Source organism: Rhizobium centroccidentale (genome assembly GCF_030182565.1).
Taxonomy (GTDB): domain Bacteria; phylum Pseudomonadota; class Alphaproteobacteria; order Rhizobiales; family Rhizobiaceae; genus Rhizobium.
The window spans coordinates 160835-183108 of the sequence record NZ_JAQJCG010000004.1 but is presented as its reverse complement, the minus strand read 5'-3'; the positions used below and the strand labels follow the sequence as shown (position 1 = coordinate 183108).

General features: G+C 59.6%; 20 protein-coding genes and 1 pseudogene. 15 read left to right on the top strand and 6 right to left on the bottom strand.

Annotated features, from left to right (window positions below):
- Positions 1-5: 5 nt before the first annotated feature.
- Complete coding sequence (locus PH562_RS07615) at positions 6-1463, top strand: NAD-dependent succinate-semialdehyde dehydrogenase (protein WP_285172491.1); 1458 nt, start codon at positions 6-8, stop codon at positions 1461-1463.
- 101 nt (positions 1464-1564) lie between these two features.
- Here the strand turns inward: PH562_RS07615 and PH562_RS07610 are convergent, their stop codons facing one another.
- Complete coding sequence (locus PH562_RS07610; protein ID WP_285172490.1) at positions 1565-2839, bottom strand: NAD(P)/FAD-dependent oxidoreductase; 1275 nt, start codon at positions 2837-2839, stop codon at positions 1565-1567.
- A gap of 15 nt (positions 2840-2854) precedes the next feature.
- The gene (locus PH562_RS07605; protein WP_285172489.1) at positions 2855-3523 is read right to left on the bottom strand and encodes a haloacid dehalogenase type II; all 669 of its coding nucleotides are present in this window, start codon (positions 3521-3523) and stop codon (positions 2855-2857) included.
- A gap of 320 nt (positions 3524-3843) precedes the next feature.
- Here PH562_RS07605 and PH562_RS07600 point away from each other — a divergent pair, with 320 nt between their 5' ends.
- The 7 genes from PH562_RS07600 (at position 3844) to PH562_RS07570 (ending at position 12262) form a co-directional block, all read left to right on the top strand.
- On the top strand, positions 3844-4683 hold the full coding sequence (locus PH562_RS07600) for a GNAT family N-acetyltransferase (RefSeq protein WP_285172488.1): 840 nt from the start codon (positions 3844-3846) through the stop codon (positions 4681-4683).
- A 13-nt stretch (positions 4684-4696) separates the two neighbouring features.
- Complete coding sequence (locus tag PH562_RS07595) at positions 4697-6070, top strand: aspartate aminotransferase family protein (RefSeq protein ID WP_285172487.1); 1374 nt, start codon at positions 4697-4699, stop codon at positions 6068-6070.
- Positions 6071-6305: 235 nt separating this feature from the next.
- Positions 6306-7028 (top strand): HAD-IA family hydrolase, encoded by a 723-nt coding sequence (locus PH562_RS07590; RefSeq protein ID WP_285172486.1) that lies wholly within the window; start codon positions 6306-6308, stop codon positions 7026-7028.
- A 65-nt stretch (positions 7029-7093) separates the two neighbouring features.
- On the top strand, positions 7094-8704 hold the full coding sequence (locus tag PH562_RS07585) for an ABC transporter substrate-binding protein (protein WP_285172485.1): 1611 nt from the start codon (positions 7094-7096) through the stop codon (positions 8702-8704).
- A gap of 101 nt (positions 8705-8805) precedes the next feature.
- Positions 8806-9756 carry an ABC transporter permease gene (locus tag PH562_RS07580; RefSeq protein ID WP_285172484.1) on the top strand — a complete coding sequence of 317 codons (951 nt, stop codon included), beginning with the start codon at positions 8806-8808 and terminating at the stop codon, positions 9754-9756.
- Positions 9753-10604 (top strand): ABC transporter permease, encoded by an 852-nt coding sequence (locus PH562_RS07575; RefSeq protein WP_285172483.1) that lies wholly within the window; start codon positions 9753-9755, stop codon positions 10602-10604. Before PH562_RS07580 ends, PH562_RS07575 begins: the two co-directional genes overlap by 4 nt.
- 2 nt (positions 10605-10606) lie before the next feature.
- Positions 10607-12262: an ABC transporter ATP-binding protein gene (locus PH562_RS07570; protein ID WP_285172639.1), complete on the top strand. Its 1656-nt coding sequence runs from the start codon at positions 10607-10609 to the stop codon at positions 12260-12262.
- A 138-nt stretch (positions 12263-12400) separates the two neighbouring features.
- Here the strand turns inward: PH562_RS07570 and PH562_RS07565 are convergent, their stop codons facing one another.
- The gene (locus tag PH562_RS07565; RefSeq protein WP_095438144.1) at positions 12401-12877 is read right to left on the bottom strand and encodes an Lrp/AsnC family transcriptional regulator; all 477 of its coding nucleotides are present in this window, start codon (positions 12875-12877) and stop codon (positions 12401-12403) included.
- Between the two features lie 231 nt (positions 12878-13108).
- On the opposite strand from PH562_RS07565, the gene PH562_RS07560 reads away from it, so the two are divergent.
- Both PH562_RS07560 and PH562_RS07555 read left to right on the top strand, forming a co-directional pair.
- On the top strand, positions 13109-14434 hold the full coding sequence (locus tag PH562_RS07560; RefSeq protein ID WP_285172482.1) for an NAD(P)/FAD-dependent oxidoreductase: 1326 nt from the start codon (positions 13109-13111) through the stop codon (positions 14432-14434).
- Positions 14435-14530: 96 nt separating this feature from the next.
- Positions 14531-14878, top strand: coding sequence for a DUF488 domain-containing protein (locus PH562_RS07555; RefSeq protein WP_285172638.1), 348 nt, complete (start codon positions 14531-14533; stop codon positions 14876-14878).
- A 61-nt stretch (positions 14879-14939) separates the two neighbouring features.
- On the opposite strand, the gene PH562_RS07550 is transcribed toward PH562_RS07555, so the two are convergent.
- Both PH562_RS07550 and PH562_RS07545 read right to left on the bottom strand, forming a co-directional pair.
- Positions 14940-16061 (bottom strand): HPP family protein, encoded by a 1122-nt coding sequence (locus PH562_RS07550; protein WP_285172481.1) that lies wholly within the window; start codon positions 16059-16061, stop codon positions 14940-14942.
- Positions 16062-16114: 53 nt separating this feature from the next.
- Positions 16115-17020: a LysR family transcriptional regulator gene (locus PH562_RS07545; RefSeq protein WP_285172480.1), complete on the bottom strand. Its 906-nt coding sequence runs from the start codon at positions 17018-17020 to the stop codon at positions 16115-16117.
- 114 nt (positions 17021-17134) lie between these two features.
- Between PH562_RS07545 and PH562_RS07540 the strand changes: the two genes are divergently transcribed.
- From PH562_RS07540 to PH562_RS07525, 4 genes and pseudogenes are all read left to right on the top strand, one after another.
- Positions 17135-17818 carry a 5-formyltetrahydrofolate cyclo-ligase gene (locus tag PH562_RS07540; RefSeq protein WP_285172479.1) on the top strand — a complete coding sequence of 228 codons (684 nt, stop codon included), beginning with the start codon at positions 17135-17137 and terminating at the stop codon, positions 17816-17818.
- Positions 17819-18009: 191 nt separating this feature from the next.
- Positions 18010-18321, top strand: a complete 312-nt coding sequence (locus PH562_RS07535) for a hypothetical protein (RefSeq protein WP_069614447.1) — start codon at positions 18010-18012, stop codon at positions 18319-18321.
- A gap of 9 nt (positions 18322-18330) precedes the next feature.
- A pseudogene (locus tag PH562_RS07530) lies at positions 18331-18488 on the top strand (proline racemase family protein); the annotation flags it as partial.
- Between the two features lie 26 nt (positions 18489-18514).
- The gene (locus tag PH562_RS07525; protein WP_285172478.1) at positions 18515-19501 is read left to right on the top strand and encodes a GlxA family transcriptional regulator; all 987 of its coding nucleotides are present in this window, start codon (positions 18515-18517) and stop codon (positions 19499-19501) included.
- Positions 19502-19636: 135 nt separating this feature from the next.
- On the opposite strand, the gene PH562_RS07520 is transcribed toward PH562_RS07525, so the two are convergent.
- Positions 19637-20782: an ROK family protein gene (locus PH562_RS07520; RefSeq protein ID WP_113229152.1), complete on the bottom strand. Its 1146-nt coding sequence runs from the start codon at positions 20780-20782 to the stop codon at positions 19637-19639.
- 199 nt (positions 20783-20981) lie between these two features.
- Between PH562_RS07520 and PH562_RS07515 the strand changes: the two genes are divergently transcribed.
- Complete coding sequence (locus PH562_RS07515) at positions 20982-22259, top strand: ABC transporter substrate-binding protein (protein ID WP_285172477.1); 1278 nt, start codon at positions 20982-20984, stop codon at positions 22257-22259.
- Positions 22260-22274 lie beyond the last annotated feature (15 nt).

Here is a 22274-nt window from a genome sequence, read left to right as displayed (position 1 = left end):
ACCTCATGTTGGATTTGAAAGACAAGCAGCTTTTCCGTGACAAGGGATTGATCGACGGAGCCTGGGTAGCAGCTGCCTCAGGCAGGACGGTGGATGTTCAAGACCCGGCCAGACAGACTGCCATCGGCACGGTGCCCGACATGGGTTCTGCAGAAACGCGCGATGCGATCGCGGCCGCCGAACGCGCGCAGCGCAGCTGGAAGCGCAAGACAAATGCGGAGCGTGCCGCCCTTCTCGAAGCCTGGCACGATCTCATGCTTGAGAACGTCGACGATCTCGCCCTCATTCTGACGACGGAACAAGGCAAGCCGCTCGACGAAGCGCGTGGCGAAATTCGCTATGGCGCCTCCTTCGTGAAGTGGTTCGCGGAGGAAGCCCGCCGCATCAACGGTCACACGATACCGTCTCCCACACCCGATCGCCGCATCATCGTGCTCAAGGAGCCGGTCGGCGTCTGCGGCATCATCACGCCCTGGAATTTCCCCAATGCGATGATCACCCGCAAGGTCGCGCCGGCCCTTGCCGCCGGCTGCGCTGTCGTCATCAAGCCGTCGGAATTCACCCCCTATTCCGCGCTTGCCCTCGGGGTCCTCGCCGAGCGCGCCGGCATTCCGGCCGGCGTCATCAATATCGTCACCGGTATGCCAACGGCGATCGGCAACGAGATCATGAGCAACGAAACCGTGCGCAAGATTTCCTTCACCGGCTCGACCCGGGTCGGCGCGCTCCTGATGCGCGGTGCTGCCGATAGCATCAAGCGGCTCAGCCTCGAACTCGGCGGCAACGCGCCCTTCATCGTCTTTGATGACGCCGATCTCGATCTAGCAGTCGAAGGCGCGCTCGCCTCCAAGTTCCGCAATGGCGGCCAGACCTGCGTCTGCGCCAACCGGCTCCTCGTGCAATCGGGCGTCTATGATGCCTTTGCAGCGAAACTGAAGGCAAAGGTCGATGCCATGAAGGTCGGCCCAGGCACCGAGGCCGGCGTGTCGATCGGCCCGATGATCAACCAAGCAGCCATCGAAAAGATCGACCGGCATGTCCGCGACGCGCTGGCGAAGGGCGCAACGATCATCACAGCCGCTCGACAGTTGCCTGAAGGCGGCCAATATACGGCGCCGATCATCCTGACCGGCGCGACGACAGAGATGGAGCTTGCCGGCGAAGAGACCTTCGGACCTGTGGCGCCGCTCTTCCGCTTCGAAACCGAAGAGGAGGCGATCGCGATCGCCAACGGCACACCCTTCGGCCTGGCTTCCTATTTCTATACCGACAATCTGAAGCGCGCCTGGCGCGTCGGCGAGGCCCTGGAATTCGGCATGGTCGGGCTCAATACCGGCTCGGTTTCCATGGAAGTCGCCCCCTTCGGCGGCGTCAAACAATCCGGAATCGGCCGCGAGGGCGCACAAGTCGGTATCGAGGAATATCTTGAGATGAAGAGCTTTCACATGGGCGGGCTGGGCTAAAACATTTCGAAGAAAAGCGGAAATGCTCCAAATCGGGCGCCAAAATAGCAGCTGGGCCGATCTGTTCGTGATCGGCCCAGCTTCAAAGCTGTTCGCTGTGGTTACTGGAACCTGTCCAGCGTCTTATAGTAGAGGCCTACCAAGGGCAGGAACCATGGTTTACCGAAATGACCCGGCACAGCCGGCCAATCGACATCCTTCATGGGATTGCGATCCTCGCGGCCGAGCATCGCATCGGCCATGATGATGCCGAGATGCGTCGACAGTTGTGCACCATGGCCGGAATAGCCCATCGCATACCAGCTTCCATCATGATAGCCGGCGCGCGGATAACGATCCTTCGTCATGTCGACGAGACCACCCCAGCAATAATCGACTTCGATTCCGGCAAGCTGGGGGAATATCTCGGCCAGACCTGCCTTCAGAATTGCGCCGCTCTTGGCGTCGGAACGATGGTCAGAAGTCGCAGAAAATCGCGCCCGACCACCGAACAGCAGCCGGTTGTCAGGAGACAGGCGAAAATAGTTGCCGATGTTCATCGAGGTGACGCAGGTGCGATTTCCCGGCATGACCGATGCGATCTCATCCGCTGTCAGCGGTCGGGTTGCGATCAGGAAGCTGCCGACCGAGATGATCCGCCGGCGGAAATACCCAAAATTCGGGGTCGTGTAGGCGCCGGTCGCCACCAGCACGTTATCGGCCGTGATTTCGCCGCGCGGTGTCACCAACCGATGCCGGCCATTGTCCTGGACCCTGTTCGTCACCGGCGCGGCCTCATGGATGACAGCACCGTGGCGTACTGCAGCATTCGCAAGACCGACCGCATAGCGGCCCATGTGCATCATCGCACTCTTTTTGAAGAGCATCGCGCCGTGGAAGGGCGAGCCGATCTCCTGTTTGAGATCGTCGGGCGTTAGCAGTGCCGTATCCGGATCCACCTCGGCATGGACAGCCTCGAAGTTACTGACAATCGATGCGAAATGCTGGGGCTTCGATGCCAGTTTCAACTTTCCGGCCCGGCGAAAATTGCAGTCGATTCCCTCTTCGGCGACAAGCGCCTCGATCGTATCAATGGAAGCATCGAGCGCCTTATAGAGCGCGATCGCCCTCTCCTTGCCGAGTTCGGCTTTGGCGGCCGGATAGCTGTGGGCGAGACCGTTGTTCAGATGGCCGCCGTTACGGCCCGAGGCGCCCCAGCCGACGCGCTCGGCTTCAAACACTACGACCTTCGCACCAGCCTTGGCCAGTTGCCGGGCCGCGGACAGTCCGGTGAAACCGGCTCCTATGACACAGGCGTCGTATCGCCCCTCGACCGGGCCTTGCCGGCCTCCGGCAAAGGCCGGCGCCGTATCGTGCCAATAGGAGACAAATTTCATGAGAACGCCCTTCCCTTATAGCCCGACGACACCGGCCAGGCCGGATATGTCCGCGATCTCGACATAGCCGTAATAGGGATTTGCAGGTTCATGGCCGCGATTGACCCAGACCTTGTTCTTGATGCCGAGATCGTGCGCCGACATCAGGTCGTAGCGGAAGGAGGACGAGCAATGCAGGATGTCCTCCGGTCTGCAGCCCAGCATGTCGAACATATATTCGAACGCCTTGAAGCGCGGCTTGTAGGCATTGGCCTGCTCTGCCGTATAGACGGCATGGAAAGGCGCGCCGAGTTTCTCGACATTCGACATGATCTGACTGTTCATCGCGTTGGAGAGGATTACCAGAGGGATTTCCTTGGCAACTTTCGCCAGTCCGGCCGGTACATCTGGATGCGGACCCCAGCCGGGCACGCGCTCATAGATCGCCTTGGCGTCATCAGCGCGAAACTTGACGCCATTCGCGCGGCAGGTCCGCTCGACTGCGTTGTGAACGACTTCGGCATAGGGCTTCCAATCACCGAGAACCTCGTCCAGCCGATAGGCGGCGAAGTTCTTTGTAAACTGCAGCATCTTCGCCTCATCGAGCTCGGCGCCATAGATGTCGCGAGCCGCTTCGGCCATCTCGAAATTGATAAGCGTGCCATAGCAATCGAAGGTGATATATTTCGGCCGGAAAGGCGCCATGTCCGTTCGTCCTTTATCTAAGGGGCATCTGCGTTCTTTACTGAGACGATCATAGGCCGAAGTCCCGCGACGGACATGATCGAATTGGCGTCTCCGGAAAGCATATTGTTTCGTATGCGCGGCATCCTTTGGCAGAGTGTTGCAGCGGAGATGCGTCGCAACCTTGTTTTTGGACCATTGCAGAGCGGCCGGAAAGGCATCCTCAGCATAAGATGCGGCCAAGCCCGTCCGCTACGGCGAAAGATATCACGACGAACCGCGCCTTCAGATAATCTGCCGTGCGGGGATCGCCGAGACTTGGGGCAAGGAAAGGATGCCCCATGCGAACCGACAGCATAAATTTGGTCAGCTTCACACCGGAGCATTTAGACGGCGCACTCGCCCTCTCACGTCAAGCCAAATGGCCTCATCGTGCCGAGGACTGGCATTTGGCCTTGCGTTTGAGCCAAGGCGTAGCAGCCACGGACGAGACGGGTCGTGTCGTGGGCACCATCCTGATGACCCCCTATAGGCAAGACTGCGCGACGATCAATATGGTGATCGTCGACGAGACCTTGCGCGGCCGCGGGCTTGGCCGCAAGCTTATGGATGCGGCAATGGCGCTTGCTGGCGACCGCTCTCTGAGGCTCATTGCAACCACGGACGGACTGCCGCTCTATCGCAAGCTCGGCTTTGTCGCCGAGGGCGAGATTTTCCAGCATCAGGGTCATCTGGCCGATCTTGCTCCGGCTGGGGATATCGAGACCGCGACCGCCGATGATTTTTCCGCGATCAAAGCGCTCGATCACGCAGCTTTCGGTGCGGATCGCTGCACGTTGATCGACGCGCTCACGGACGTCGCGCAGGTGGTCGTCATTCGGCGACATGGCCGCATCCAGGCTTTCGGTGCGCTGCGCGCCTTTGGGCGCGGCGATGTGATCGGGCCTGTCATCGCATCGAATACCGAGGATGCAAAATCGCTGATAACGGCGCTTGCCCTTCGCAAGCCGAGTGGATTCCTGCGCGTCGATACGAACGAAAGCTCGGGGCTGACCGGCTGGCTGGCGGAGATCGGCCTCAACCATGTGGGTGGCGGTATCGCCATGCGACGTCCGCCTGGCGCTGGAGCCCTCAGCCAGGACGCGAGAATATTTGCATTGGCCAATCAGGCTCTCGGATAATCTGGAGATCATCATGCTCGCCAACTCGCTCATCGAACTCGATCGCGCGCACCTCATCCATCCGGTCTCATCCTATCGCGGCCATGAAAAACTGGGCGTGCGGGTGTTGCGATCCGCAAAGGGCGCAACCGTCACCGATGCATCGGGCCATCAGCTTGTCGACGGATTTGCCGGCCTCTGGTGCGTGAACGCAGGCTACGGGCATGAGAGCATCGTTGAAGCAGCAGCCCGCCAGATGCGTGAACTGCCCTATGCGACGGGTTACTTCGATATCGGTTGCGAGGCGGCCATTCGCCTTGCCGCCGAACTCGCCGACCGGGCGCCCGGCGATCTCAATCATATCTTCTTCACGCTCGGCGGATCGGATGCCGTCGACAGTACGGTGCGTTTCGTCCGCTACTATTGGCATGCCAAGGGTAAGCCGGAGCGCGATCAGTTCATTTCGATCGAGCAGGGTTACCACGGCTCCTCGACCGTCGGGGCCGGCCTCACAGCGCTACCCGGCTTCCATGCCGGCTTCGGCGTCCCCTTCGACTGGCAGCACAAGATCCCCTCGCCCTATCCTTACCGCAATCCGGCCGGCGAAGAGGCGGATGCGATCATTGCCGCCTCGATCGCGGACCTCAAGTCGAAGATCGAAGCGATCGGTGCCGAGCGCGTAGCGGCATTTTATGCCGAACCTATCCAGGGATCGGGCGGCGTCATCGTGCCGCCGAAAGGGTGGCTCAAGGCGATCCGCGATCTCTGCAGCCAATATGGCATTCTCTTCATCGCCGATGAGGTCATTACCGGCTTCGGCAGGACCGGTCCGCTGTTTGCCTGCTCGTATGACGAAATCGTCCCTGACTTCATGACGACGGCCAAGGGCTTGACCTCCGGCTACGTGCCCATGGGCGCCGTGTTCATGTCCGATCGCGTCTATGATGTCATCGCTGACAGCGCCGGAAATGCGGCGGTCGGCCATGGCTACACCTATTCGGCCCATCCCGTCAGCGCCGCCGTCGGGCTCGAAGTGCTGAAGCTCTATGAGGGCGGTCTTCTCGAAAATGGCATCAAGGCCGGTGCGCGCCTGATGGAGGGGCTGGAAAGCCTGCGTGACCATCCGCTGGTCGGCGATGTCCGCGGTCGCGGGATGCTGGCGGCCGTCGAGCTGGTCGTTGACAAGGTCAAGAAGACACCATTGCCAAGTGCTGCCGCGCCGGCGCGCAGGATTTTCGATCGCGCCTGGGACAATGGCCTTGTCATCCGCGCATTCGCCCATGGCGTGCTTGGATACGCCCCGCCGCTTTGCTGCACGGACGATGATATCGACGCGATACTGGAGCGCACGCGAAAGACCCTCGACCAGACTTTGGAAGATCCGGACGTTCGGGAAGCTATGCGCTGAAGCGGCATATGCCTGCTTCGTTGGTGAAATGTCGGACAGAGCCGGAAATTCGGAATTTTGTGCCGCGGCACACCGTCGATTCGGCGACTCCACCGTTCAGGAACTGCCAAACTGCTTCCTAGAACGGCTGAAAGCCGGCTTTTCCGGGCCTTGGCAGGACGAATTTCCGCCCTTTGGGCCAGAATTTTATGCTGCAAGCGGCGTGTCCGCAGCGGATCATGAAGGAGAGCATGACTTGGCCAAAGACTTTCAGGACTTCAAATATCTTACCTTCGATGTCGTCGGCACGCTCATCGACTTCGAAGGCGGCATAAAGGCCTGCCTCGCCGAGATTGCGGCGGAAGCTGGCACCTCCATCGACGGCGAGGAAGCGCTGAGGCTCTATCGCCAGGCGCGCTACAGCGAGGATGCGGATCTCTTTCCGGACGATCTCTCACGGGTCTACATGGTCATCGCACCCGCACTCGGCCTGCCGGCGGAAGATCGTTATGCGCGGCGGCTGCGCGATTCGGTGGCCAACTGGAACGCGTTCGACGACAGCGCGGCAGCACTTGCCGAGCTCAAGAAAACACATCGCCTCGTCGCAATGACAAATGCTCGCCGCTGGGCGCTCGATCACTTCGAAAAGAAGCTCGGCTCGCCGTTCTTTGCGAGCTTTACGGCCGATGATACCGGCACCGAAAAGCCAGATCCCGCCTTCTTCGAACAGGTATTCGAATTCGTCGACGGCAAAGGGGCGAGCAAGAACGACATCCTGCATGTCGCTCAAAGCCAGTACCACGACATCGGCATTTCGCGAAAGCTTGGGCTGACCAATTGCTGGATCGAGCGCCGTCATGCGCAGGACGGCTATGGCGGCACGATAGAGCCCGAGAGCTTCACTCAACCCGACTACCATTTCACGTCGATGGCGGCCTTCGCCTCGGCGGTCAAGGAAAGGCTGACCGAAAGACAGTGACCCAACCTGGGAAAGCTCGCGACCAAGACGGGCATCCCATCAATCAACAGAAAAAGGGGAATGAGATGACTGACAGAATTACGAACTGGACCACTGCCGACGACGCAATGGTGGAGAACGCCATCCGGCGCGGTGCAACGCGGCGCGATCTTCTGAAACTGATGCTGGCGGGAGGCGTTGCAGTATCATCGGCGGGAATCATTCTCGGCCGTGCCACGCAGGCTGTCGCAGCCACGCCGGTCTCTGGCGGCGCGTTCAAGGGGGCCGGTTGGTCATCCTCGACTGCCGACACGCTGGATCCCGCAAAGGCGTCCCTGTCGACCGACTATGTGCGCTGCTGCTCGCTCTACAATCGCCTGACCTTCATCGACAAGGCCGGCGTGACGCAAATGGAGCTTGCCGAGAGCATCGAAAGCAAGGACGCCAAGATCTGGACGATCAAGCTGCGCAAGGGCGTGACGTTCCATGACGGCAAGGAACTGACAGCCGACGACGTGGTCTTCTCGCTAAAGCGCCATCTCGACCCGGGCGTCGGCTCCAAGGTTGCCAAGATCGCCGCCCAGATGACCGGCTTCAAGGCCGTCGACAAGTCGACGGTCGAAATTGCGCTTGCCGACCCGAATGCCGACCTCCCGACCATTCTGGCGCTGCATCATTTCATGATCGTTGCCAACGGCACGACGGACTTTTCGAAAGGCAACGGCACCGGCGCCTTCGTTCTCGAAACCTTCGATCCGGGTAATCGCTCGGTCGTCGTCAAGAACAAGAACTACTGGAAGTCGGGCCAGCCCTATCTCGACTCCTTCGAGTTCTTCGCGATCAGCGATGACAATGCCCGTGTGAATGCTTTGCTCTCGGGCGATATTCATCTCGCCGCCGCCATCAATCCCCGCGCCGTGAAGCTGGTCGATGGCCAGTCCGGCTTTGCCCTTTCGAAAACGACAAGCGGCAACTACACCAACCTCAACATGCGCCTCGACATGACGCCGGGCAACAAGAAGGACTTCGTCGACGGGATGAAGTCCCTGGTCAACCGCGAGCAGATCGTCAAATCGGCACTGCGCGGCTTCGGGGAAGTGGCTAACGATCAGCCCGTTTCCCCGGCGAACATCTACCATAACAATGATTTGAAGCCGAAAGCCTTCGATCCGGACAAGGCCAAGTTCCATTTCCAGAAGGCGGGCGTGCTCGGACAGTCCATTCCGGTGATCGCCTCCGACGCGGCAGGCTCGTCGATCGATATGGCAATGATCATCCAGGCCGCAGGCGCAAACATCGGCATGAAGCTCGATGTTCAGCGCGTTCCGTCCGACGGCTATTGGGATAATTACTGGCTGAAGGCGCCGATCCATTTCGGCAACATCAATCCGCGCCCGACGCCCGACATCCTGTTCTCGCTCCTCTATGCCTCGAATGCTCCATGGAACGAGAGCCAGTACAAGTCGGAGAAATTCGACAAGATGCTGATCGAAGCCCGCGGTTTGCTCGATCAGACCAAACGCAAGCAGATCTACGACGAAATGCAGGTGATGATCGCCGACGAAGCGGGCACCATCATCCCTGCCTATATCTCGAATGTGGATGCTATTTCGAGCAAGGTACACGGATTGGAAGCCAATCCGCTCGGTGGCATGATGGGTTACGCGATGGCGGAATATCTCTGGCTCCAGGCCTGACCGCCGCTGGACATCTCTCCCGGGGACGGCTGGCGCCGCCTCGGGGGATTTTCGTCCCGCAAATGCCATTCGTTCCTTAGAACGCCGCAGGAGCAACTTATTTGAGATCCGAGGTTTCCGTTCTTGTCCTGAACCGGCTTTTCATTGCGATCATCTCCTTGCTGATCGTGTCATTCGCCGTCTTTTTCGCAACCAGCATGCTGCCGGGAGATACCGCCTCGATCCTACTCGGCCAGGCGGCCACGCCAGAGGCGGTTGCGGGCTTGCGCAAGGCCATGCACCTCGACGAGCCGGCAATCCTGCGGTTCATGGGATGGCTTTTGGGTCTGATGAGAGGCGACCTCGGCATCTCCTATGCGAATAACATGCCCGTCGCGCAGCTGATCGGCGGCCGCCTGGTGGCGACGCTGGAACTTGCGGCCATCACCACTCTCGTCTCCGTACCGCTGGCACTGTTGCTCGGCATTACCTCCGCCATGCTTCGCGGTTCCTATTATGACCGGCTCGTAACCGTCATCTCGATCGGCGTCATATCGGTGCCCGAATTCATGGTCGCGACGCTGGCTGTGTTGCTGTTTGCCGTCTATCTGCGCTGGCTGCCGGCCTTGTCGTCGACGAGCGAGGCCCATACGCTCTTCGACCTCATGAAAATCTATGCCATGCCGGTCATTACGCTCACCTTCGTCATCTCCGCGCAAATGATCCGCATGACCCGGGCAGCGCTTATCGAAACGCTGAAGACTCCCTATGTCGAAATGGCTCTGCTCAAAGGCGCTTCACGCAGCCGCATGGTATTCAGGCACGCATTGCCCAACGCTCTCGGGCCGATCGTCAATGCGATTGCGCTTTCGCTTTCCTATCTCGTCGGCGGCGTAATCATCGTCGAGACCATCTTCAACTATCCAGGCATCGCCAAGCTGATGGTGGACGCGGTCGCGACCCGCGATCTGCCGCTGATCCAGAGCTGCGCGATGATCTTTTGCCTAGGTTATCTCCTGCTGATCACCGCCGCCGACATCATTGCAATCCTGTCGAATCCGAGGCTGCGATGACCACGAAAAGCCTGGCCCCCCGCACTCCGTCCCTGTTTGGTTACAACGTCAGCCTCGTTGGCGTCGTCGCCTTCGCCATCATTCTCGGCTGGACGATCATCGCCCTGTTCGCGCCCTATATCGTCCCCTACTCCGTCGGTGACATCGTCGATACGGACTATTTCGGTCCGATAAGCGACCAATTATGGCTCGGTTCGGACTATCTCGGCCGCGACATGCTTTCGCGCGTCCTGATGGGCGCCCGCTACACGGTCGGCATTTCCTTGGCTGCTGTGGCACTTTGCTGTTTTTGCGGCGTGGCGCTTGGCATGACGGCAGCGGTCATCGGCGGATGGTTCGACACGATCCTGAGCCGGTTTCTCGACGCCCTGAATTCGATCCCGAGCAAGCTTTTCGGCCTTGTCGTCGTTGCCGCTGTCGGCTCGTCCATTCCTGTGCTGATCATCACGCTCGCCGTCATCTATACGCCCGGCGCCTATCGCTTTGCCCGCGCCCTTGCCGTCAACATCAACACGATGGACTTCATCACCGTGGCGCGTACCCGCGGCGAGAAGGTGGGCTATATTATCACCTCCGAAATCCTGCCGAACATTATCCGGCCGGTCCTGGCGGACTTCGGCCTGCGCTTCGTCTTTGTCGTACTTCTTTTGTCGGGTCTTTCCTTTCTCGGCCTCGGCCTGCAGCCGCCCTATGCCGATTGGGGAGCCCTGGTCCGCGAAAACATCGGCGGCCTGCCCTTCGCCGCCCCTGCCGTGGTCGTGCCTTCCTTCGCCATTGCCAGCCTCACCATCAGCGTCAACCTGCTGATCGACAACCTGCCACGCAGGATCAGGGACAGGAGCGCATGACGGTGACCAACCTTGTTGAAATCAGGAACTTGAAAGTCGAGGCCAGGACAGACTCCGGCCGGATCATCGAGATTATCAAGGATGTCAGCTTCGACATAGCAAAGGGCGAAATCATCGCGCTCATCGGCGAAAGCGGCTCGGGCAAGACGACGATTGCGCTGACGCTCATGGGACATGCGCGGGAGGGCTGTCGTATCTCCGCCGGCAAGATCCAGGTCGACGGCCGGGACATGGCCGCACTCTCCGAGAGCGAGCGCGCAAAGGTCCGCGGCACGACGGTTGCCTATATCCCGCAAAGCGCGGCCGCCGCCTTCAACCCGGCCACGAAGATCATGGAGCAGGTGATCGAAGTCACCCGCATTCATCGGCTGATGTCTCCCGAACAAGCGCGTCATCGCGCGATCGAGCTCTTCCGGGCGCTGTCGCTCCCAAGTCCGGAAACGATCGGCGAACGATACCCGCATCAGGTCTCCGGCGGTCAGTTGCAGCGGCTCGCCGCAGCCATGGCGCTGATCGGCGAACCCAAGCTCGTCATCTTTGACGAACCGACCACCGCGCTCGACGTAACGACACAGATCGACGTGCTGAAAGCATTCAAATCCGTCATTCGCGCCGGTGATATTGCTGGCGTTTACGTCTCCCACGACTTGGCGGTCGTGGCGCAGATCGCCGATCGCATCGCCGTGCTCAAGGGTGGTGAAATTCAGGAATTGGCGAAGACTGAAGCGATCCTGACACGGCCGAGCCATCCCTATACGCGCGAGTTGTTGGCAGCCTTCGAGCCGAAGCAGGCCATCCGCGACAGCAAAACAAGCGGGTCGATTGCGCCCGTACTGAGGATCGACAGCCTGGTCGCCGGCTATGGCGATCTCCAACCCAACGGCCTGCCGGCAGTCTGCGCAGTTCAATCGGTAAGCCTCGAGGTGGAGAAAGGCAGAAATCTCGGCATCATCGGCGAATCCGGATGTGGAAAGTCGACGTTGGCGCGTGCAATCGCCGGAATACTGCCGGCCGTGTCCGGCACCATCGGCTTCAATGGCAGCGACATGCATCGCGCCGCCAAATCGCGTACGCGCGATCAATTGCGAGAGATGCAGATCGTCTTTCAATATGCCGACACCGCGCTCAATCCGGCAAAGTCGATCGCCGATATTCTCGAGCGGCCTTTGGCATTTTATCACGGGATGGATCGCAAGGGCCGGGAGGCGAGAGTCGATCAACTGCTGGATATGGTGCGATTGCCGCGCGCGCTTCGCTATCGCTATCCGTCGGAATTGTCAGGCGGACAGAAGCAGCGCGTGAATTTTGCCCGCGCCCTTGCCGCCGAACCACGCCTGATCATCTGCGATGAGATCACTTCCGCCCTCGACACCGTCGTTGCCGCCGCGATCATCGATCTCCTCAAGGAACTGCAGCGTGAGCTGCATTTGTCCTACATCTTCATCAGCCACGATCTCTCGGTCGTCGAGGCAATCTGCGATGAGATCGTCGTGATGTATGGCGGCAAGAAGGTGGAGCAAATCACACGCGAGACCGCGAATGCGCCCCGCCACCCCTATTCGCAGCTGCTGTTCGGGTCGGTTCCGAAGCTCGATCCGACCTGGCTCGACAATCTCGTTCAGGACCCGGAGCTCAAGCGCGAATATGGGCATGGCTAGAGCGTGATGCCGAAAATTGTCAGGGGATTTCGGACGACATCACGCTCTACTTCTTTGATTCTAGAGCGGATTCAGATTTTAGGTCGACTCGACCTAAAATCATCGGCTCTAGCCGCCGACCTTGCCTCGGAAGGCTTGTCACATGGGAAACAGGCTGGTCAGCGGCATATGCGACTTGACGATCGGTGATTTGAGCACGACGAAGCTGAAATACTTGTCGATGCCGATATCCATGTCGGTCAGCCGTTCCATGATGGTCTGGTACTCACCGATCCCGGCAGTGACGAACTTGATGAGATAGTCGTAACCGCCGGAGACGAGATGGCACTCGATCACCTGGTCGATTTTCTCGACCACGTTCAGGAAGCGGGCGAAATCGATCTGCCGGTGGTTTTTCAGGGTGATTTCGGTAAAGACGGTCAGCGTCTGGCCGAGTTTGGCGAGGTTGATCTGAGCCGAATAGCCTTCGATATATCCTTCCGCCTGCAGCCGTTTGACGCGCATCAGGCATGGGCTGGGTGAAAGAGCCACCAGGTCCGCCAGCTCGACATTGGTGATGCGGCCGTTTCTCTGAAGCTCATAGAGGATTTTGATATCGATCCGATCCAGTTTCATCAGAGGTCCGCCATTGAAAGAGTGCCGGGGAAAGACGGCACAAAATGCTGTTATTACGCAAAATGGAGCGTAGCACATCGCCCTAGCATGTCTATCGGCAAGACAAATCTCCTTTGAAGCACAATAGTTTATAGACTGCATCAATCACGGCATAAAATTTGGCAGCTCGACCATCTCCGGCAACGTGTGGCGAAGCAATGGAGTAGATTTGGGTGAACCGGGAGATTGCGCATGCCTGCACCGCTTTGCCTTATCGAAAGCTCGCCGATATTGCCGAAGTCCGCCGATGCCGTTGTGATCGGCGGCGGGATTGTCGGCGTTTTCGCCGCATATTATCTGGCGCGATCGGGCCTGCGCGTCGCCCTTGTCGAAAAAGGCCGGATCGGTGCGGAGCAATCCAGCCGCAATTGGGGATGGTGCCGACAGCAGAACCGCGATGGGCGAGAATTGCCGATCGCGACGAAAAGCCTCGATCTCTGGGAGCGATTTGCCGCCGATAGCGGCGAGGACACAGGCTTCCGCCGCTGCGGCCTGTTCTATCTCAGCAATGACGAACAGGAGATCGCCGGTTGGGCGCGCTGGCAGGACTTCGCCAGAACAGTCGGTGTCACGACGCATATGCTCGACAGCGCTGCAGCGAGCGAACGGGGCCGCGCCACGGGGCGCATCTGGAAAGGCGGGGTCTTCTCGCCGACCGATGGCACTGCCAATCCGGCCAACGCGGCGCCGGCGGTGGCACGCGCAATCATGAAGCTCGGCGGCACGATCCATCAGAATTGCGCTGCCCGTGGCCTGGAAACGGAAGCGGGACGCGTCAGCGGCGTGATCACCGAAAGCGGCGTGATCCGCACCAAGACCGCGATTCTCGCAGGTGGCGCCTGGGCCTCCTCTTTCTGCCGGCAGTTGGACATCCGCTTTCCTCAGGCCTCCGTTCGCTCGTCCATTCTGGCTGTTTCGGCCGGCGCCGAAGGATTGCCCGATGCCTTGCACACCAGCGGCGTGTCGGTTACGCGTCGCGGCGACGGCGGTTATACGCTGGCGATCAGCGGCCGTGGGCGAGTCGACGTGACGCCGCAACAATTGCGGTTCTCATCGCAATTTATTCCCATGTTCCTCAAGCGGCGAAAAAGCCTGTCGCCCGGAGGCCTCGAAGGCTTTCGCTCCGGTCATGAATCACTGAAGCGTTGGCGGCTCGACCGAGCGACGCCGATGGAGCATATGCGCATTCTCGATCCAAGACCGGACCATGCCACGATCGAACTGACGCATGCGAGAGCCCTGGAACTCCTGCCGGAGCTTCGCAAGACGAAGATCACGGCCGCCTGGGCGGGCTATATCGACAGCACGCCGGACGGTGTTCCCGGCATTGGGGAAATCCAGAGCCTTCCCGGCTTCATCCTGGCCGCCGGATTTTCCGGTCATGGTTTTGGGATCGGACCCGGCGCCGGTCATTTGATTGCCGACATCGTCACCGGCGCTGCGCCTGTCGTCGATCCGACGCCCTATCATCCAAGCCGCTTCGCCTCATCCGTTTGGGGCAAGGTCGCTGATTTCTAGAATGCGAAAGCTGCGCCGATCTCCGATTATCGGCCAGGCTTCCGCAGACGGATGTTATCATCGGCAAGGGGCAGCCGCCCCGGAAAGGTGATGGACATGCCTCTACACATCAAACGAATTTACGAACCCGCTGATGACGGCGACGGCAAGCGCATCCTGGTTGACCGTCTATGGCCTCGCGGCATCAGCAAGAACGACGCTCATATAGACGCCTGGCTGAAAGACCTTGCGCCAAGCGCTGAGCTGCGACGCTGGTTCGGTCACGATCCCAAAAAATGGGATGAGTTTCGCCTGCGCTACCAGGATGAACTCGAGAAGAATTCGAAGGCCGTGAAAGAGCTTAGAGAGCAAATCGGGCAATCGACCGTCACGCTTCTTTATGGTGCGAGAGACACCGAGCACAATAACGCTGTCGTGCTCATGGACTTCCTCACCAATCGGTAGATCATTGACCGGCATTGTCATCGCCCGAAGATGGAAGTATGTCGAAACCTCCGCGCGGGTTTCAGGCGACGACCTGAACCAGGGCATCGTCAGTCGGTAGAAGTCGTGCCATCGCGCTCAACAGGTCCGTCTGCGATATCAGACCAAGAACGCGCCGATCGGCATCAATGACGATGACCGCGTGTGTGCGTCCGTCCGTCAGAACAGGCAGGAGCGAAAGAGCAGGATCGCCCGCATCGGCGACAGCCGGTTTCGATATGGCGTGCGTGATGGCATCGAGGCCGACGGAGAGCTCGCGCAAACCGACCGTACCGATCAGACGGCCTTCCCGATCCTTGACCGGCAATGTTCGAATATTGTGCTTCAGCAGAAGGTGTCTCGCGTGATCCGGCTCGGCATCCTCACCAATGGCAATGACATCGCGCGACATGATGTCGGCGCAGCTTATGTCTCCATGCGATCGCACCGCTGCCTCCAATTCGACCTGCCGCAAGAGGCGGCTGAGGTCGGCGCGATCGATATCGAAGGTCTCGTCCAGCACGCCCAGGGCGGCATCGACATCTTCTTCTCGAAAGCCCACCCGCAAGGGCGGCGGCAGATCGCGTGTCTGATGGGTATTCTCTGCAGGCTTTGCGACGACATGCGGATAATTGCGCCTGGAGAGCTTGTGAAACGCAAGTCCGAGGCCCACGAGTATGCAGGAGTTCAAGGCAACCGGCACGAACGGAAACAGGAAACCCCAGCCTGCGACGACCGGGCCGCCGAGAACGGCGGTCAGGGCGGCGGCACCGCCTGGCGGATGCAGGCATCGCGTAAATGACATCGCTCCTATCGCAAGCGAAACACCGACCCCGATCGCAATGATCGGATCGCGGATGAAATAGGCGGCAATGATACCCATCATGGCGGAAATGGTGTTGCCGCCGATAATCGACCAGGGCTGGGCAAGAGGGCTTGCCGGAACCGCGAAAAGCAGCACCGCAGACGCCCCCATCGGCGCGACGATGAGCGGAAGGTGCGGCCCCTGCCCGAAGAGATAGCCGCTGATAACTCCGGTAAGGCCAATGCCGATCAAGGCACCAAGGCATGCGATCAGCCGTTCGCGCAAGGTGGCTCCGGCGAGTATCGGGGAAAACAGGCGGAACCGGCTGGCCTCCGCCTTGTGGGACTCTGGATGCTGCATGATGAAACCAGTTTTAGAGAAGGGTATCCCTTGGATGAATGGCAGGACGCGGGCTAGTTCGGCACGAGCGGCAAGCTCTTGCCCTTGGTGGCGCCGAGGACTTCATGAAACGCATCGAAGGAACTCGGGCGATTATTCTTGCGGAAGATAAGGATCGTGTCCACGATGGCGAGCTGGTGCGTCGCCGATGTCGCCGGCCAGTGCATGAGATCGAGAACGGACTTTGGCATGACGCCGGCTGCGCTGCCGGTCGCCACACTGGCCAGAATGGCATGATAGGAGCCAAGTTCGGTCGTCGGCAGAGAGCTCGACTTGCGCGCCCAGCCTTCTGCAATCCTGCGATAAGTGCATCCGGGCTCGAGGGCAGCAATCGATCCGACGCGCAAATCGGCAGCCGACCGGATCGATGGATGCCCGGATGGCAGCAGGAGCAGCAGATCCTCGACAAATACCGGTTCCGCCTCGAGCTGCTTGAGTTCAGCCGCGAAACTTGGATCTTCATTCAGCATTGCTTTTGGCGGCCGGGCGATCAGCGCACAGTCCAGAACATCGCGCAGAACATCTTGAGCAAGATCGCGGGAAGCGCCAAGCGTCAGCTGGAGCGATACATCCGGCCACATATGATTGAACTGGCTAAGTGCGGCGGGCAGTCGGCTTGCTGCCGTGCTTTCCATCGTTCCCAGGCGCAATGTACCCGACGGGCGCTGGGGCCTGACCGCCTGACGCGCCTCGAGCGCGAGCGCGGCAAGTCGATTGGCGTAGACCTGAAAGGTCTCGCCTTCTTTCGTCAGCGTCATCTTCTTGCCGTCGCGGCTGAAGAGGAGGACGCCCAGATGGTCCTCCAACTGCTGGATACGCGTCGTCACATTCGACGGCACCCGTCCCACGGCCTTCGCAGCCTTGGTCACGCTGCGGTCGCTGGCCACGGCAAGGAAGATCTCGATTGATGAAAGGTCCAACGAAAAGATCTCGATTCAGGAATTAAGTTATCTTATCATTCCCTATATAAAAATCATTGTCGCAGCTCAAGCATGTTTCCGCATCGAGCCGGGGAATGGAGTTCTGACGGGCAGATGGCAAAATCAGATCGACATGAAACCGGCGAGGCAATCCGCGAATACGCGTCGCCTGCCTGCATGCTGCACGAGGTCGACCCAGCCTATAGCGGCATTTCACCCAATGAGAACCGGATCTCGGATATTTTCGCGTGGCGAAAGGCCGAACGGCAGAGGCTGATCGGCGCGCGAATAGCGCTGCCAATCGCAAAGCGAGAAGAATATGCAGGCGCGATTGCCAGCTATCTCGATCAGATTATCACCGATATCGACGGCAAACATGTCAGCCTGTTCTGGCCCTTCTCGGGAGAGCCGGACTTGCGAGGATGGATGGTGGCCTTGGCGGCACGCGGCGCGGATTGCCTGTTGCCGGTCGTTGTCGCCAAGGCAGAACCCTTGATATTCCGATCATGGAAAACGGGAGAGCGGCTTGAACGCGGGGTATGGAACATTCCCGTGCCGGCAGAGGGCAAGGAAGCGGTTCCCGATATCGTCATCGCGCCCCTGGTCGGCTTTGATGCAGCCTGCTACCGACTTGGTTATGGAGGCGGATTTTTCGACAGAACCCTTGCGGCCCTCGAGCGCAAACCTTTGGTCATCGGCGTCGGCTTCGAATCGCAGAAGATCGATACCATCCGTCCGCTCGCTCATGACATTCCGATGGACGTGATCGTCACGCAAGCGGGACTGCGCTATCGATGATCTCAATTCCCTTTTCCTGGCGGGCATCGAGCCTGCCGATTCCGCCGGGGTGCTGAACGGAGCGGCAGATCGCCGCACAAACGGGCAGCGGTTCATGCCTGGGCTCCGATATACCCGGCCGGATCAACACCTGCACCTATTGGCACATGAATTGCGTCTCTACGATCGATCCATCGGAAGAGACGATATTCATGCTGTCCATTCTCCTGCCGCTACTTTTGAGCATTTCCCTCGGTTTGAGCTGGAACAGGTTTCTGCTGACCTTCGCAAGCCGCGGTGACAGTCTTCAAAACCAGATGCCGGTTACGATGGTCGCGGCGGCAGTCAGTCTGACGGCCCTTGCATTGTCCTTTGCCGATAAGGGACCGTTGCTGGGAAGTGCCATCGTCTTGCTCGGCCTGCTGCTCGCGGCCATCAGCAAGAGCCTTTCCCACCCGGCTGCCATTGTGGCGCTTTCCGCCGTCAGCCTTGCGGCCTATCTCCAGTTTACGGGGTACCACTGAGCCACTGATATCGGCACGGTATTCCAAGCATATATCGAGTCCGACGTTGAAATCGGAGATTTCCGCGACATCAGGCCCAGCGTCGGGGCTGGGCGCGGATCATCGGCCGCAATACGATCTTCGTCGACGATCGAGATCCTTTGGCCTATGGTTTCCAGATCAAATAAAAGAGGTCTGTCCGTCGAGGCATTGCATGAAATCCGTCAAACAAGAAGCTAAGCACGATCCCTTGAAGGTCGGATTCATCCTCGCGCGATCATTTACGCTTTCCGCCTTCGCTCTATTCGTGGATACGCTGAGATTGGCGAGCGACGAAGCCGATAGATCGGGCAGGGTGCTGGCCGATTGGCAGGTATTGGGTAGCACCCGGCATCTCATTACGTCGAGCTGCGGCGTTCAGGTCGCGCCGACCTCGGACTTTATCGACCCAAAGGAATTCCACTACATTGTCGTCGTCGGTGGACTTTTGAACACGGACATCACGATTGACAATCAGACCGCCGATTATCTGAAGAAAGCCGCGGCTCAAAAAATCCCGCTGATCGGCGTTTGCACCGGCACCTTCATTCTGGCGCGCCTCGGCCTGATGAAAACACACCAGACCTGCGTGAGCTGGCTGCACTACCAGGCCTACCGCGAGCAATTCCCCGAAAACCCCGTTCGCTCCGATCGCCTGTTCAATCTCGACCGGAGCCGCGGATCGTGCGCTGGCGGAAGCAGCGCCGCCGATATGGCTGCCTTTCTTGTCAGGCGGCACATTAGCCGTGACGCCGAACGAAACGCGCTTGAAGTGCTGCAGATCGAGCGCGCCCGATCCGGGCTGGATATTCAGCCGCGTAAGCCACTCGCGATCGAATGCCAGGACCCACGCCTCAAGGCCGTGCTGATTACCATGGAGAGCCATATCGAGGACGTGGTGCCGACCGAAGATCTTGCCGCGTCGGTCGGGCTGTCCCGGCGGCAGCTCGAACGTCTGTTCACCGAGGAAATGAAAACCTCTCCCGGCGCCGTCTACACCCGCATTCGCATGGAACGGGCCAAGCAGCTGGTTCTCCAGACAGAGGCGCCGCTCATTGAAATCGCACTGGAGGTCGGCTTCGACAGCGCCTCCCATTTTGCGAGGCTCTTTCGCCGGCTCTACGGACAATCGCCCACGGAGTTACGGCGCGCGCATGCCTGAAGTTGCCGTGGGAATCAGAAGGGGCGATGACTGCCAGGTTCGCCAAAGGGACGCCCGATGAGGAAGGAGCCTGAACTCAGGTAGGTGGTTTCTCGGCGACACGGCGCGCATATGTGGATCATGCGCGCAGCGGCATCATTCAACATCCAGATCAAAGAAATGCTGAGTCGCCAGAGCTGCGGCCCCCCGCGCCCAGGAGCCCGGCACCCAATCGGGAAGTAATTCCGGCATATTCAAAAAGACATATTTCGCCATCGAACGGCGGATCGGCTCGAGGATCGCCTCACCAAACTGCATGGCTTCGCCGCCGGCGATAAGAACCTCGGGATCGAACAGGTTCACCAGATCAGCCAGATGGCGCCCGATCAGCTCCCCCGCCTCTGCCATGACCTGGAGGGCCGCCGGATCGCCGCCGTCGATTGCGGCTGCGAATTCGTCGCGATTGGCCTTTGCGCCCCTTTGTCGGCCCCAGTCCTCGATCATGGCAGCCTCGGCTGTATGAGCCTGAAGGCAACCCCGTCTGCCGCATTCGCAGAGCCGTCCGCCGGGAACCGTGATGATGTGGCCGAGCTTCCCGGCCAAGCCATGGCTTCCGTGATAGATTTCCCCCCCCATGACCAGTGACGATCCGACACCGGTACCGACGGCGATCGTCGCGAAATTGCTATAATTGCGGCCTGCGCCGAAGAGCCGCTGTGCGACGGTGAAGGCGCTGATGTCGTCGTCGATCCAGACCGGGACATGGACCCGCTCACGCAGCAGTTCGGGAAAAGCAAGATCCCGCCAGCCGAAGCGCGGGCTCTGAACGCAGATGCCTTTGACCGCATCCACCTCGCCGGGGATGGACACGCCGACCCCCATGACCGGCGATCCGGTGCGGCCGGCATCAGCAAGAAGCTTCGGGATCGCCGCCACAATCGCCTCGACCATCGTTTCCGGCAACGTGTTCGGCACGGGCATATCGAAGGAGGCAATCGGCGTCGTGGCGAGGTCGGTCAGAACACAGTCGATGCTGTCGTGGCGAAGCTTGAAGCCAACAGCCAGGTGCCCATCATAATTGATATCGACGGGCACGGGCCGCCGCCCGGTCGCGCCGGTCTGAGCTTTTCCCTCGACGACGAGTCTCTCCTCGACCAGTTCCGTGACGACGAAAGTCACCGCCGCCGGGCTGAGGCCTGTCACCGTGGCGATTTCGGCACGCGGCATCGCTCCACGGCTTCGCAGCAGGTTGAGAATGAGCCGCCGATTAAGGGCTCGGGAGGTACCAGGGTTGCCGCGCACGGAGATCCTTAAATTAATTTTGTAAATTAACTATTGTCGCTTCTCGGAAGATACGGTATGCAATAGCACATGGCAATGGAGGAATGTCTGCTTGTATCAGCACAGGCAGAATTGCCGGTTTATTGCGTAATTTCTGAAGGTTAGAGGCTGCCTGCATCTGTAGGCGGGCCTGGATTTGATGTGCCTCGGGAGGAAAAAGATGGCATCGAAGAACGAACTTTCACTTATCAATGCAATCAAGGCGTCTCGGCGCCAGTTCATGATCGGCACGGGCGCTGCCCTGGCGACCACGGCGCTTTATCGCCCGGCAATTGCCAATGGCGGCGAGGTGACGATCATTTCGGATATCGGCAATGCCGGACAGCGGGCCGTCCTTGACCGCATCGCCGCTGATTTTACCAAGAAGACGGGGACGAAAGTCACCATCAACAATATGGATCACGAGGCGCATAAGACCGCTATCCGCAGCTACCTCGTCGTCGGCGCCCCCGATATCTGCTTCTGGTTCTCCGGCAATCGAATGAAGGCTTTTGTCGATCGCGGACTGTTCGACGACATTTCCGACCTGTTTGTGAAGGAAGGCTATAGCGACAAGCTCGGTGCCACGATGACGGCAGTCACCGTCAACGGCAAGCAGTACGGTCTGCCGCTTGGCGGCATTCTCTGGGGTCTTTTCTATCGCAAGGACGTTTTTGCCGAGAAGGGCTGGACAGCGCCGACGAACTGGGACGAATTCCTGAAATTCGGCGAGGCGGCGAAATCCGCCGGCATGACCCCGATCAGCATGGGCACAAAGGAACTGTGGCCGACCGGCGGCTGGTTCGACCACATGAACCTGCGTATCAACGGTCTCGACAAGCATCTCGCCCTCATGGAAGGCAAGATCGCCTATACCGACCCGATGCTGAAGCCGGTCTTCGACAAATGGGAAGAACTCATCAAGGCCAATTTCTTCTCCGCAAGCGGCCCATCCTTCGGCTGGGAACAGGCGGGCGCGGCTCTCGCACAGAAGAAGGCGGCGATGATGGATCTCGGAGGCTTTATCAAGTCCGCCTTCCCAGCAGGCGACGAGGCCCAGATCGCCTTCGCCCCCTTCCCGGAAATCGTATCCGGCGTCGAACGCTATGAGGATTTCTCGGTCAACTCGGTGCACATCCCGGCCAAGGCGAAGAACCGGCAAGGTGCGCGCGATTTTCTCGCCTACTTCTACCAGCCTGACAATCTCGGCGCATTCCTCGAAGCCGAAGGCACCATTCCGCCGCGCAACGATTGCCCGCCGAGCAAGGACCCCTTGGTCAACATCGCCGTGGAATCGCTCAAGGGCGTGAAAGGTACTTCGCAATATTATGACCGCGACACCGATCCGGACATGGCGCAGGACGGCATGAAGGGCTTCCAGGAGTTCACGGTCAAGCCCGAGCGTCGCGACCAAATCCTGGCGCGGCTCGAAAAGACCCGCGCGCGCATTTTCAAATAGTCCTCCCGGACCAAG

What these genes read in the sequence shown, in the direction of transcription:
- PH562_RS07615 (WP_285172491.1), top strand. Translation starts at nt 6, where the DNA reads ATGTTGGATTTGAAAGACAAGCAGCTTTTCCGTGACAAGGGATTGATC.
- PH562_RS07610 (WP_285172490.1), bottom strand. Translation starts at nt 2,839, where the DNA reads ATGAAATTTGTCTCCTATTGGCACGATACGGCGCCGGCCTTTGCCGGA.
- PH562_RS07605 (WP_285172489.1), bottom strand. Translation starts at nt 3,523, where the DNA reads ATGGCGCCTTTCCGGCCGAAATATATCACCTTCGATTGCTATGGCACG.
- PH562_RS07600 (WP_285172488.1), top strand. Translation starts at nt 3,844, where the DNA reads ATGCGAACCGACAGCATAAATTTGGTCAGCTTCACACCGGAGCATTTA.
- PH562_RS07595 (WP_285172487.1), top strand. Translation starts at nt 4,697, where the DNA reads ATGCTCGCCAACTCGCTCATCGAACTCGATCGCGCGCACCTCATCCAT.
- PH562_RS07585 (WP_285172485.1), top strand. Translation starts at nt 7,094, where the DNA reads ATGACTGACAGAATTACGAACTGGACCACTGCCGACGACGCAATGGTG.
- PH562_RS07575 (WP_285172483.1), top strand. Translation starts at nt 9,753, where the DNA reads ATGACCACGAAAAGCCTGGCCCCCCGCACTCCGTCCCTGTTTGGTTAC.
- PH562_RS07565 (WP_095438144.1), bottom strand. Translation starts at nt 12,877, where the DNA reads ATGAAACTGGATCGGATCGATATCAAAATCCTCTATGAGCTTCAGAGA.
- PH562_RS07560 (WP_285172482.1), top strand. Translation starts at nt 13,109, where the DNA reads ATGCCTGCACCGCTTTGCCTTATCGAAAGCTCGCCGATATTGCCGAAG.
- PH562_RS07555 (WP_285172638.1), top strand. Translation starts at nt 14,531, where the DNA reads ATGCCTCTACACATCAAACGAATTTACGAACCCGCTGATGACGGCGAC.
- PH562_RS07550 (WP_285172481.1), bottom strand. Translation starts at nt 16,061, where the DNA reads ATGCAGCATCCAGAGTCCCACAAGGCGGAGGCCAGCCGGTTCCGCCTG.
- PH562_RS07540 (WP_285172479.1), top strand. Translation starts at nt 17,135, where the DNA reads ATGGCAAAATCAGATCGACATGAAACCGGCGAGGCAATCCGCGAATAC.
- PH562_RS07535 (WP_069614447.1), top strand. Translation starts at nt 18,010, where the DNA reads ATGCTGTCCATTCTCCTGCCGCTACTTTTGAGCATTTCCCTCGGTTTG.
- PH562_RS07525 (WP_285172478.1), top strand. Translation starts at nt 18,515, where the DNA reads ATGAAATCCGTCAAACAAGAAGCTAAGCACGATCCCTTGAAGGTCGGA.
- PH562_RS07515 (WP_285172477.1), top strand. Translation starts at nt 20,982, where the DNA reads ATGGCATCGAAGAACGAACTTTCACTTATCAATGCAATCAAGGCGTCT.